The organism is Dokdonia sp. Asnod1-B02 (assembly GCF_045063955.1).
Lineage (GTDB): Bacteria > Bacteroidota > Bacteroidia > Flavobacteriales > Flavobacteriaceae > Dokdonia.
Map to the genome: position 1 here is coordinate 711,868 of NZ_JBEFNW010000002.1, position 12,261 is coordinate 724,128.

Annotated in this window: 13 protein-coding genes and 1 pseudogene; 10 read left to right on the forward strand and 4 right to left on the reverse strand. The window is 37.0% G+C overall.

Annotated features, from left to right (window positions below):
• The first annotated feature begins 2 nt into the window (after positions 1-2).
• Together ACJJVU_RS03265 and ACJJVU_RS03270 are read left to right on the forward strand one after the other, a co-directional pair.
• A complete protein-coding gene (locus ACJJVU_RS03265; RefSeq protein WP_339846665.1) occupies positions 3-1,343 on the forward strand; it encodes a dihydroorotase in 1,341 nt (446 codons plus the stop codon).
• Complete coding sequence (locus ACJJVU_RS03270) at positions 1,343-1,858, forward strand: DUF4296 domain-containing protein (protein ID WP_405222269.1); 516 nt, start codon at positions 1,343-1,345, stop codon at positions 1,856-1,858. Before ACJJVU_RS03265 ends, ACJJVU_RS03270 begins: the two co-directional genes overlap by 1 nt.
• Here ACJJVU_RS03270 and ACJJVU_RS03275 read toward each other — a convergent pair.
• Positions 1,842-2,969, reverse strand: a complete 1,128-nt coding sequence (locus ACJJVU_RS03275; RefSeq protein WP_405222272.1) for an NAD-dependent epimerase/dehydratase family protein — start codon at positions 2,967-2,969, stop codon at positions 1,842-1,844. The two genes, ACJJVU_RS03270 and ACJJVU_RS03275, sit on opposite strands and share 17 nt — an antisense overlap.
• Here ACJJVU_RS03275 and tyrS point away from each other — a divergent pair.
• The gene (tyrS, locus tag ACJJVU_RS03280; RefSeq protein ID WP_298329596.1) at positions 2,969-4,264 is read left to right on the forward strand and encodes a tyrosine--tRNA ligase; all 1,296 of its coding nucleotides are present in this window, start codon (positions 2,969-2,971) and stop codon (positions 4,262-4,264) included. The genes ACJJVU_RS03275 and tyrS overlap by 1 nt on opposite strands.
• Before the next feature lie 100 nt (positions 4,265-4,364).
• Here tyrS and ACJJVU_RS03285 read toward each other — a convergent pair whose 3' ends face one another.
• Positions 4,365-4,814 carry a YHS domain-containing (seleno)protein gene (locus ACJJVU_RS03285; RefSeq protein WP_339846677.1) on the reverse strand — a complete coding sequence of 150 codons (450 nt, stop codon included), beginning with the start codon at positions 4,812-4,814 and terminating at the stop codon, positions 4,365-4,367.
• A 63-nt stretch (positions 4,815-4,877) separates the two neighbouring features.
• Positions 4,878-5,855: an acyl transferase gene (locus tag ACJJVU_RS03290; RefSeq protein WP_405227453.1), complete on the reverse strand. Its 978-nt coding sequence runs from the start codon at positions 5,853-5,855 to the stop codon at positions 4,878-4,880.
• A gap of 315 nt (positions 5,856-6,170) precedes the next feature.
• Here ACJJVU_RS03290 and ACJJVU_RS03295 point away from each other — a divergent pair, with 315 nt between their 5' ends.
• Together ACJJVU_RS03295 and ACJJVU_RS03300 are read left to right on the forward strand one after the other, a co-directional pair.
• Positions 6,171-6,854, forward strand: coding sequence for a response regulator transcription factor (locus ACJJVU_RS03295; RefSeq protein WP_298329587.1), 684 nt, complete (start codon positions 6,171-6,173; stop codon positions 6,852-6,854).
• Positions 6,854-7,909, forward strand: a complete 1,056-nt coding sequence (locus ACJJVU_RS03300; protein ID WP_298329585.1) for a cell wall metabolism sensor histidine kinase WalK — start codon at positions 6,854-6,856, stop codon at positions 7,907-7,909. Before ACJJVU_RS03295 ends, ACJJVU_RS03300 begins: the two co-directional genes overlap by 1 nt.
• 111 nt (positions 7,910-8,020) lie before the next feature.
• On the opposite strand, the pseudogene ACJJVU_RS03305 reads toward ACJJVU_RS03300, so the two are convergent.
• Positions 8,021-8,503 (reverse strand): annotated as a pseudogene (locus ACJJVU_RS03305) (glycosyltransferase); the annotation flags it as partial.
• Positions 8,504-9,009: 506 nt separating this feature from the next.
• On the opposite strand from ACJJVU_RS03305, the gene trmB reads away from it, so the two are divergent.
• The 5 genes from trmB to ACJJVU_RS03330 all read left to right on the forward strand — a co-directional run bounded on the left by trmB (position 9,010) and on the right by ACJJVU_RS03330 (position 12,220).
• Positions 9,010-9,684, forward strand: a complete 675-nt coding sequence (gene trmB, locus ACJJVU_RS03310) for a tRNA (guanosine(46)-N7)-methyltransferase TrmB (RefSeq protein ID WP_298329583.1) — start codon at positions 9,010-9,012, stop codon at positions 9,682-9,684.
• A gap of 9 nt (positions 9,685-9,693) precedes the next feature.
• Positions 9,694-10,323 (forward strand): LysE family translocator, encoded by a 630-nt coding sequence (locus ACJJVU_RS03315; protein ID WP_298329580.1) that lies wholly within the window; start codon positions 9,694-9,696, stop codon positions 10,321-10,323.
• Complete coding sequence (locus tag ACJJVU_RS03320) at positions 10,320-10,670, forward strand: MGMT family protein (RefSeq protein WP_405222279.1); 351 nt, start codon at positions 10,320-10,322, stop codon at positions 10,668-10,670. Before ACJJVU_RS03315 ends, ACJJVU_RS03320 begins: the two co-directional genes overlap by 4 nt.
• A 168-nt stretch (positions 10,671-10,838) precedes the next feature.
• Positions 10,839-11,975, forward strand: coding sequence for a P-loop NTPase (locus ACJJVU_RS03325; protein ID WP_405222282.1), 1,137 nt, complete (start codon positions 10,839-10,841; stop codon positions 11,973-11,975).
• Between the two features lie 2 nt (positions 11,976-11,977).
• Positions 11,978-12,220, forward strand: coding sequence for a NifU family protein (locus ACJJVU_RS03330; RefSeq protein ID WP_108877190.1), 243 nt, complete (start codon positions 11,978-11,980; stop codon positions 12,218-12,220).
• The last annotated feature ends 41 nt before the right edge of the window (positions 12,221-12,261 follow it).

The window sequence follows — 12,261 nt, forward strand, 5'->3', positions numbered from 1 at the left end:
TTATGGAAAAGATTTTAATAAAAGATGCTCATATTGTTAACGAAGGAACCATTTTTAGAGGTGACGTGTTAGTACATAATGGCATTATAGAAGAAATTGCAGAGAGTATAAGTGCAAAATCTGGTGATGTGCATATTTTTGATGCAGAGGGTACTTACCTTATACCTGGAATTATTGATGATCAAGTGCACTTTAGAGAGCCTGGGCTTACTCATAAAGGAAATATAGCTACAGAATCTAAGGCTGCCGTTGCTGGAGGTATTACGTCATTTATTGAAATGCCTAATACAGTGCCTCAAACCACTACGATTGAAAAACTCGAAGAGAAGTTTGAGATTGCAGCAAACTCGTCTGCAGCAAACTATTCTTTTATGTTTGGGGGAACTAACGATAACCTAGAAGAAATTTTAAAGGTAGACAAGAAGAATGTTGCAGGACTTAAATTGTTCTTAGGTAGCTCTACAGGTAATATGCTTGTTGATAATGAGGCTGTGCTTGAAAAGATCTTTAAGTCTACAGACATGGTTATCTCAACCCACTGTGAAGACGAAGAGACTATTAGAAAAAACCTAGCTATATACAAAGAGCGCTATGGTGATGATATACCTATGAATCTTCACCCTATAATTAGAAGTGAGGAGGCTTGCTATATATCTTCATCTAGAGCAATAGAGCTAGCAAAGAAAACGGGAGCGAGACTTCACGTTTTTCACTTATCTACGGGTAAAGAAACAGCGCTCTTTGATAACAGTATCCCACTAGCCGAAAAGAAAATTACAGCAGAGGTTTGTATTCATCATCTTTGGTTTTCTGATGAAGATTATGATGAGAAAGGATCTAAGATTAAATGGAATCCAGCAGTAAAAACTTCTAAGGATAGGGATGAGTTATTCCAAGCGTTGCTAGATGATAAGATTGACGTCATAGCCACAGATCACGCTCCACATACTCTAGAAGAAAAAAACAACGTCTACACAAAAGCTCCTAGTGGCGGGCCACTAGTACAACATGCTTTACCAGCAATGTTAGAGTTTTATCATCAAGGGAAAATCTCTTTAGAGAAGATTGTAGAGAAGATGTGTCATAACCCGGCAATACTTTTTCAAGTAGAAAAAAGAGGATATATACGTAAAGGTTATAAAGCAGATCTTGTGCTTGTAGACCTCAATGCACCATGGACGGTACAAAAAGATAATATTCTTTATAAGTGTGGCTGGTCTCCTTTTGAAGGGACTACGTTTAAGTCTAGAATAACACACACCTTTGTAAATGGACGCCTTGCGCATAAAAACTTTAAGGTATACGACGAACTTTTTGGTGAACGTCTTACGTTTGATAGATAATGAGAGGATTATATGCTTTATTTCTAGGTCTTTTATGCTTGATAAGTTGTCAAGACATTCCACCTGTAGAAAAGCCAGGTAACTTTATTGATGAGAATACCATGGAGAGCATATTATATGAATCTGTACTTGTATCTAGTGCTAGAGGTTATAATGTTGCGCAACTTAAACTTTTAGGAATTCAGCCAGAAACTTACATTTATGATAAGTTTGATATTGACAGTCTTACGTACGCACAAAATCTAGCGTATTACACAGCAGATGTAGATTTATACAAAGGAATAAACGCAAAAGTACTTGCAAGAGTACAGGCAGAATTAAAAGTAAATGACTCTATAGAAACAGTGCAGAAAAAAGAGCAAGATTCTCTGAGGACTTTAAAAGCAAAAGAGGTAAAAGCAAAGTTCAAACAAAAAGATTCTACTAAGTTTAAAGAGATCCCGAGGCGTTTGGTTACTGATACTTTTAGTAGAAAAATTATACAAGTTAAAGAAGATTCTAGCGAGCTTGATTAATATGTAGCGCTATACGTGACAAAGTCACATCTAGCGGAGTGGGAATGTAATCAAACGCTTCTATTATTTTATTATTACTGTACAATGTCTGTCTTTGCAATGACTTGTAGCCTATTTTAGTTATTTGCCTTTTACGAGTAAATATGCCTCTTATCGAGTCTAAGAAGTTTAAAAATTGCAGTAAGCCGTTGCTTAAAGGGCTACTAGGTGCTTTCTTACCTAAGGTCTTTGCTATTTCTTCTAGTAAATCACGATAAGTGACATTGTAAGCAGTCGCAATATACCTTTCTTGTGCTAGGGTGCTATTGATAGCTTTCTCCATTAATGCTACTAAGTCTTTTACATCTATCACTGCGCTACCTCCAGTGGGATATAAAGCTTTTCCTTCAAGAATATGATTAAAGAACTTTCCGCTACCGGTCTGGTAGTTTCCTTCACCTATTACGATTCCGGGATTTAAAATAATTGCGTTTAATCCTTCTTGTGTTCCTCTCCATACTTCCATCTCTGCGCCATTTTTTGTGAGCGCATATACTGAGTTTTGGGCGTCTGGATCCCAGAAATTATCTTCTGTAATTGGATTGTTTGGTGTGCTTGCCAGCGTGGCAATAGAGCTTACATGCACTAGTTTTTTGATATTATTTGCTAGGCTTAGATTTACAACATTTGCTGTTCCTTCAATATTTGTTTTAGTGAGCTCCTTAAATTGGTAAGGGTCAAATGAAATGAGTGCCGCGCAATGGTATACATAGGTTACATCTTCAAAAGCGGCAGTGAGGCTGGGTATTTCTGTAATATCTCCTTGAACCCAATCTATACGGTGTAATTGAGATTCCGCTTTCGCGAAAGCAAAAAAAGAAACAACCTCCGCCTTCTTAGATTCGCTTCGGTACAAAGCTCTAACGCTTTGATCTTTTTGTGTGAGGCTCAACAGTAAATGTTTGCCTACAAGTCCAGTACTCCCAGTAACTAAAATCATATGGTAAAGATACATCTCATGAGTTAATTCTTGATTATATGGAGTGTATACATGATTTGTCTTTTTAATAGAAACAATAGCCATGGTCACATCCTTCTTTTTATATTTGCTACTGCCTAAATACAATAGCAATGATTAAGAATTTTGTAGAAGAATTAAAGTGGCGTGGGATGATACACGATGTGATGCCACAAACCGAAGAACATTTAATGGAAGCAATGCGCTCTGCATATGTAGGTTTTGACCCTACGGCAGACTCATTACACATTGGAAATTTAGTTCCTATTATGTTACTGGCACATTATCAGAGATCTGGTCATAGACCTGTTGCACTAGTAGGAGGAGCTACGGGTATGATAGGAGATCCATCTGGAAAATCTTCTGAGCGTAATCTTCTTGATGAAAAAACATTACGTCACAATCAAGAGTGTGTGAAAAACCAATTGTCGCAATTTCTTGACTTTACTTCGGGTGCAGAAAATCAGGCACTTTTAGTGAATAACTATGACTGGATGAAGGAGTTTTCTTTTCTAGATTTTATCCGTGACATAGGTAAGCATATCACTGTTAATTATATGATGGCAAAAGATTCTGTAAAAAACCGACTTACTGGTGAAGATGCAGATGGTATGTCATTTACAGAGTTTACCTACCAGATGGTACAAGGGTATGACTTCTTGCATTTATATAAAAACGAAGGAATTACACTTCAAATGGGAGGAAGTGACCAGTGGGGAAACATTACTACTGGTACAGAATTAGTTCGTCGCATAGGAGGCGGAAAAGGATATGCACTTACATGCCCGCTTATCACCAAGTCCGATGGAAGTAAATTCGGAAAAAGTGAAGGAGGTAATGTATGGCTAGATGCAAAAAGAACATCTCCATATAAATTCTACCAGTACTGGTTAAATACAACAGATGAGGATGCAGAGAAGTATATTAAAATCTTCACTTTTTTAGATAGAGAAGAGATTGAAGCACTTGTTGCAGCTCATAAAGAGGCACCACATCAGAGAGCTTTACAAAAGAGACTAGCAGAGGAGGTAACCACTACGGTTCATGATGCAGAGGCGTTAGAAAAAGCAATCGCAGCTTCAAATATATTATTTGGTAAAAGTACAAGTGATGATCTAAAGTCTCTTGATGAGGCAACATTTTTAGATGTCTTTGAAGGTGTACCACAAGCAGAGATAGAAAAATCTGAAATAGAAGGTGGGTTGGATATTATCGCAGCACTTGCAGAAAAGACTGGATTTTTAAAATCTAATGGAGAAGCGAGACGTGCACTTAAAGAAAACTCAATCTCGATAAATAAGGAAAAAGTAGGAGAGGATTATACTATCCAGACTACAGATTTAATAAATGGAACCTTTGTACTGCTTCAAAGAGGTAAGAAAAACTACTTTGTTATTAGAGCAATCTAGTTGAGATAAAAACTTTACTATTAGAAATATGAAAGCCCCAGTGTTCAAGTGAACATCTGGGGCTTTCTAACTAACTAACCAATCTATTATAAAGTCGTTCTTAATTTTTAGTCCTTACACGCTCCCACTCAATATCTGCTTTTTTCTTTAAAGTGGCTGCTCCCTCTTCATTCCAGCTCTCAAGAGTATTAGTTCCCCATGAATTATAAAAAAGGTATAACTTGCCATCAAGTATTTGAAAAGTTTCTGGATCTATAGATACTTTCTTTCCTTTATCTGCAATGGCATATGCACAATACCCTCCATATTGAGGAATAAATTTTTCTGGAGATTTTTTAAAAGCCTCTAAGTTTTTCTGGCTTGCAAATTGGAATTTTGCACCATCATAGGTTGTGGTAAACTCTTTATCTCCTTCTATCGCTTTATTGTTAAAATATTCTGTCACGTCATATCCTTCGGCTACATATCCTTTTTTGAGGTTGTAATCCGTTTTTTGAGCGGTAGCGACAATTGTAAATAATGCTACGAGAATAAATGATAGTGATTTCATAAACTTGCTATTTTAGTAATACGTACGTAAAGTAAGTCGTATTAGTTTTAGCAAGATTACATTTTACAGAGACATTAGGTTGCAGCCTCGTATGTCTGAGTTGTCAAAACGACCTATTACGGTAAAGCTGCCATCCTCGTATACTCGTCCAAGATCTTGAGTGGCTATAAAGGGGCAAGAAAATCTATTGGCTAAGTCAATTACATTGAGACCACCAGTTTTTGTGCCGTCTAATAAGCTTAGGGCATCTTCTGTATCTCGAGTGAAGATTTTCATCCATGGAGGTGTGGTGAATATCCCGTTTCCATTAGAATAACCCTGACTTAATAGCTCGGTCATCCCATATTCACTATGTATTGAAGACACGCCAAAACCGTTGCAAAGTATTTCATGCAGCTCATCACGCACTAATTCTTTGCGACGTCCTTTCATACCACCAGTTTCCATTATGATGGTGTTTTTGAGATTAAAGCGATGGGATTCAACTAAGTCTAATAGTGCAAATGATACACCTATAAGTAATACTTTTTGCCCTGCCTTGTCTAGTGAGTCTAGTTTATTTGCAAGTTCGTTGAGGTTGTTTAAATAAAAACCACTGTCAGGGTGATCACTGGTCTTTATTAAATCATCTACCATGTAAATAAGTGAAGACCCAGATCTTTCTAGATAGGAGGGTAGTAATGCTAGGATTACATAATCTTTTGGGTTACCGTACGCTTTCGCGAAAGCGTGCCTAAAACTATCCTCATACAAGCTTAAGTCGGCAACATGGTGCTTGCTAGTGATGCTCCCCGTAGTACCACTACTACTAAATACAACCGAAGTCTCTGATCCAGTTGTTAGAATGGTATGCGATTTAAAAAATTGAATAGGTAAAAAAGGAATGTCTCTGCTTCTTTTTATTTCACTAGGGTGTTTGTAGAGCAAGTCACAAAAAGATCTGTAGGTATTATTATTCTCAAATTGAAAGCGAAATGCCTCCAGCGCAGCTTCTTCAAATTGTGCATCTGTAGTGATATCAAAAATAGACCGTTGGGGCATTGAGAATAGTGTTTGTGCAAAGATATAAAACATATCTACCCATATTCAAGCTAGTTTTTTATGAAGTTTGATGACGGGTGAGTGGTTCTAATGATTAAAAATGGCTTGTGATAAAATATTTTTTTAGAAGTGATGTGTTGTGAATCATGTAGTTAAATGATTTAATTTTACCTTGCCAATAGTTGTGATTATAGAAAAACTTAACAAAATCTTAATGCTCTTAACATGAGTACCGGCAATTTTGCTAATACATTGCAGTGTATATCAAAAGACTAAAACAACGTATATTTACACTAGGCGTATAATATTTAAAGCATGAAAAAAAAGGACCTAAAAATTCTTCTTGTAGACGATGAACCGGATATTCTTGAAATAGTAGGTTATAATCTATCTAATGAAGGTTACCAAGTTATAACTGGGTCAAACGGAGTAGAGGCTGTAAAGCTTGCAAAAAAACACTCACCTCATTTAATTATTCTTGATGTGATGATGCCAGAGATGGATGGTATAGAAGCTTGTGAAGTAATACGTGCAAATAGTGATCTAGATCAAACTATCATCACATTCTTCACTGCTAGAGGAGAAGATTATTCTCAAGTAGCAGGATTTGATGCTGGTGCAGATGATTATATCACAAAGCCTATTAAGCCTAAAGTGTTAGTAAGTAAAGTAAAAGCATTACTGCGCAGGTTTAAAGAGGAAGAAGTTTCTTCTCAAATTACAAAAGTGGGTAACCTAGTAATAAATAGAGAAGAATATAAGGTGTATAAAGGCAAAGAAGAACTGTCACTGCCGCGCAAAGAATTTGAATTATTATCATTATTAACCTCAAAACCAGGTAAAGTATTTACTCGTGAAGATATACTTGATAAAGTCTGGGGGCTAGAAGTAGTAGTAGGTGGTAGAACGATAGACGTACACATACGTAAGCTTAGAGAAAAAATAGGTGATGAGTCTTTTAAAACCGTAAAAGGTGTAGGCTATAAATTTGTGATTTAATGGCCGCAGGAGATAAGCAGTCTTACTCATTCTCTCTTATTACAGCGAGTTACATATCGATAGTATTTGCGATACTAATTGTAACGCTTGAGTTATTCCGTGATGGTGAGCCATCTTGGGAAGCGCTAGTTGTTGGGATTGGACTATGTTTTGTAGTTTCTTTTTTAATTATTCATTATAGAACGCAGTTTTTCATTATCAGGGGAGTAAAAGAGATTTATGATAACATAAAACTCCTTGAGGATGTAAGTTTTACACCAGATAATATAACTACAGACATGGCTTCCTTATCTGAGGAAGTAGAGCGTTATGCAAAACGTAAGAAAATAGAAATATCATCTCTGCGCATTCAAGAAGAGTATCGACGTGATTTTTTAGGAAATGTAGCTCATGAATTAAAAACCCCGCTGTTTACAGTACAGGGTTATATTCTTACATTACTAGATGGGGCTATTAATGATAAAGCCGTACGTAAAAAATACCTACAACGTGCCGAAAAAGGTGTGGAGCGTCTCATATATCTAGTTAATGATCTAGATATGATTACAAAGCTTGAAGTAGGCGATCTTAACATTAACTACGAGTATTTTGATATTATTGAGTTAGTAGGCAGCACTTTTGAAATGCTAGAAATGAAAGCTGCTAGAAGAAATATTACGCTTGCTTTTGACGCGCCTTATGATGAAGGTGTGATGGTCAATGCAGATAAGGAGCGCATACAGCAGTTGCTTACTAATCTTATAGAGAACTCTATTAAGTACGGTAAAGAAAACGGAACGACAGAAGTAAGTGTACAAGACCTAATCCAGAATAAAGTGCTCGTGCGTATTACAGATAATGGAGAAGGCGTAGAAAGTGTACACATACCTAGGCTTTTTGAGCGTTTTTATCGTGTAGATAAATCTGGTAACCGTAAAGTGGGTGGATCGGGATTAGGACTCTCTATTGTAAAGCACATCATTGAAGCGCATGAAGAAAGAGTGTATGTTGAAAGCGAATTTGGAGTGGGTTCTGAGTTCTCCTTCACCATTGAAAAGGCCGAAGAATTGAGTTAAATTATAAAAAGGTATCCCTTGCTCAAAGCCAGGATATACTTTTAATCTAGGTAGCTCCTTGCTCTTAAAACTGTCTTGTGTACAGTAGGGAGCAATCTTTTTTGATTTTAATAATTCGGCGAGATATTCTTGTTCAGTTTGACCAGGCGTAGGTATAAAAAACACCTTTTTCTTCATTATAGCAAGGTCCATAATTGTGGTATATCCAGATCGTGCAATTACATACCTACTCTGATTAATCGCTTTTTCTAATGCAGCAGTTGTTAGAAAATTTACAACCTTAATATTAGCGCCTATTTTATCAACCTGCTCTTCAGTGGAGACCTTTCCTTGCACAATAAGTAGTTTTACACTCGCTTTCTTAAAAACCGCGATAATAATACCTTCCAGCATGGTGCGCTGTGGTTCTGGTCCAGACAGCACAGCGATATAGTCATATATAATTTCTTCCTCAGAAGATTTCATTCTGCTCAAAGGGCCTATATATTTAGTAGGGATAGATAATTTTTTTTGTGGATGTCCTAAGACGCCACTTAAATTTATATCACCGGCTACATCAGGAACCCAGCATTCGTTAAATCTTTGGAGATACATTCTATGAGCAGCAGATGAGAACCAAGTGGTTTTGCCACTCAAGACCTGCAGCTGGTGGCTTATAATCACACAGGGCACCTTCTTAGTATATAATCCAAGTCTATTATCAGAAATCACACCATCTATGCCCAACTTGTAGATAAGTTCTTCAAGGTCTCTGTGTTCCTCTTTTATGGTTCTTCTTATGGAAGGCAGATCTGCAATCAGTTTTCTTTTAAAATGTGATCCTTTCTCAGAATACTCAATATTATATGACGGTAAAGTGACGGTCGCAAGCTCTGGAAATTCCTTAGTAAGCAGTTTCAAGGCTTGACCATCACTAGCGATGGTTACCTTATACTGTTGAGATAATAGGGTGTGAATTATAGGGATGCATCGCGTAGCGTGACCCAGTCCCCAGTTGAGGGGTGCAACTAGTATGTGTTTTTTATAATTCACAATGCAAATATCTAACACTTCTAACTACTAAAAGTTTCCTTAATTTTACCAAAACATTAAATATACCTGTGGGAAGTAAAAATAAGCTTAAGCGTTTTAGAGAAAATGAGACTTTTTCAAATGTAGTTCAACCTACGAGAGAAGAACTCGTAGATGGTACATTCCCATTAAAGGGTAAATGGAATAAAGACTTTTTTAAGAATGATAACCCTATTGTGGTCGAGCTAGGCTGTGGTAAAGGGGAATATTCTGTGGGTCTTGCACAATCATATCCAGATAAAAACTTTGTAGGTATTGACATCAAAGGTGCTCGTTTTTGGAGAGGAGCAAAAACCGCTATCGAAGACAACTTGACTAACGTAGGTTTTATGCGTACGCAAATTGAGTTGATAGAGTACGCTTTCGCGAAAGCGGAAATAGATGAAATATGGATAACTTTTCCAGATCCTCAAATTAAGTACAAGCGTACAAAACACAGAATGACTAATACAGAGTTTCTCCAAAAGTATAAGCGTGTTCTTAAACCAGGCGGTTGTGTAAACTTAAAAACTGACTCTGAGTTTATGCATGGTTATACCTTAGGGCTACTTCATGGCGAAGGTCACGAGATTTTAGAGGCAAATCATAATGTATACAAGAATGAATATTCTCCCAAGGAAGTGGTAGGTATTCAAACTTTTTATGAAAAACAATATCTAGAACAAGGAAAACCAATTACTTATATTAAATTTAGAGTTAAGTAAACGCTAGCCTTGGAGATAACAAAACTCTTCTTAATCACATTCTTTGCTGCTTTAGCAGGAGTTATACCTCCTGGTCTAATCAATATGTCGGTTGCAAAAACTTGCGTTGAGCGTGGTCGTAATAATGGATTACTGGTCGCGATAGGTGCTTCGTTTATTGTTATTATACAAGCACTTATTGCGGTATTACTGGCTAAATATATTTTTGGCAATCCATTTGTACAGAATATGTTATTAAGAACAGGGCTTGTAATCTTCTTGATTATGGCAGTGTTCTTCTTTATGAAGGCAAAGCGCGGTAAGGTTCCTAAAGTCAAGCTTTCTAAAAATAGAGGCATCAAGAGTCTTGGTAAAGGGATGATGATTTCGGCGCTTAATATTTTACCTATACCTTATTTCTGTGCATTAGGAGCTGCATTAAATGTGAGTGGCAAAGTAGAATATGATATTGTGGCTATTGCTCTATTTGTGCTAGCTGCTGCACTGGGTACCTTTACAGCATTGTATTTTTATGTAATATTTTTTGCTAGAATTCAAAACAGGGCAACCACGTTTACAAAGTATTCTAATTACTTTATGGCGTGTCTCATGGTGATATTGATGATTATCACACTGATAAGAACCATTTACTTCGAATGAATTACGCCCCAAAAACCGAAAACTTTTTTACAAAGGTCTATGCTGTCGCAGCCCTAATACCTTATGGTCGTGTAACCAGTTATGGTGCTATTGCAAAGTACCTAGGAGCTGCTAGAAGCAGCCGTATGGTAGGTTGGGCAATGAATGGTTCACATATACATAGTGAAGTACCTGCTCATAGAGTTGTAAATCGTGTGGGACTACTTACCGGTAAGCACCACTTCCCGCAAACTAACCTCATGCAGCAGCTACTAGAAAATGAAGGGGTAGAAGTGGTAGATGATAAAATTGTAGCTTTTAAAAAGCACTTTTGGGATCCTAGTGTGGAGTTGTCTCAAGACTTATGAAACTTGAGGGAGAACCTTTAAAATACAATGTATTATTTAAGGATTAATTAAACTTGAAATGTCAAATAATTTGAAATTTCAAAGGTTGGAATATACCTCCTTGCGGTTGTATCTTTGCATTTAGAATCAGTCTAATTAGAGATTATTCAGAATTGCTTAAACACGACAATGAAACTACAAAAAAACGATATTCTTGAGGCTTTAAAAACCATAACAGCTCCAGGTGCTGGAGAAAATATGGTAGATAGTGGTGCTGTTACAAACGTACTTACATTTGGTGATGAGGTGATAGTAGATATTACTATCAATAACCCAACACTACAAGCACGTAAAAAAGCAGAGGTTGATATTATGAAAACCATACACGATAAAGTGTTTGCAAAAGCACAAGTGAAGGTTAATGTAAAAGTCAACGCACCAGCCAAAGATGAAAGTAACGAGATAAAAGGAAAGGACATTCCTGGTATTAAAAATATTGTAGCTATTGCTTCTGGAAAAGGAGGTGTAGGTAAATCTACAGTAACATCAAATATCGCAGTAACACTTGCAAAGATGGGGTTCAAAGTAGGAATTCTAGATGCAGATATTTACGGTCCTTCTGTCCCTATTATGTTTGATGTAGCAAATGAGAGACCACTTTCTGTTACTGTAGATGGGAAGTCAAAAATGAAGCCTGTAGAGAGCTACGGAGTAAAAGTACTTTCAATCGGATTTTTTACTAAGCCAGATCAAGCAGTAATCTGGAGAGGACCTATGGCGGCAAAAGCTTTAAATCAAATGATTTTTGATGCTGCTTGGGGAGAACTAGATTTCTTACTGCTAGACCTTCCTCCAGGAACTGGAGACATACATTTAAGTATTATGCAATCACTACCTATCACTGGTGCTGTAGTTGTAAGTACACCGCAAACGGTTGCACTTGCAGATGCAAAGAAAGGTGTAGCAATGTTTCAGCAAGAGAGTATCAATGTACCAGTACTTGGTATTGTTGAGAACATGGCTTACTTCACACCAGATGAGTTGCCAGATAATAAATACTACATCTTTGGAAAAGAAGGAGCAAAGCACCTTGCCGAAGATTTAGGAGTGCGCTTACTAGGGGAGATACCATTAGTGCAAAGCATACGTGAAGCTGGAGATATAGGTCGTCCAGCTGCATTACAAGCAAATACGCCTACAATGCTAGCCTTTGATGAGCTTACTAAGAATGTAGTGGAAGAAACTGTACGACGCAACAAGAGTTTGCCAGCTACAGAGGCTATAAAGATTACTACCATGGCAGGTTGTTCTGCTGTAAAGAATTAATTATGACCGGAGCAGAGTTAACCCAGAAAGTAGAAGATGCACTAGAAGAAATTCGTCCATTTTTACAGAGTGATGGTGGAGATATTACCCTTTTAGGTATAGAAAACGATACTATTGTACGTGTTCAATTACAAGGAGCTTGCGTAGGATGCTCTGTAAATCAAATGACCCTTAAAAGTGGTGTGGAGATGACTATTAAAAAATTTGCTCCTCAGATAGAAGAAGTTATTAATGTTAAGGCGTAAGACTGATAAAGGTCATTTTCTTAGATAGGGGATGTATTTAT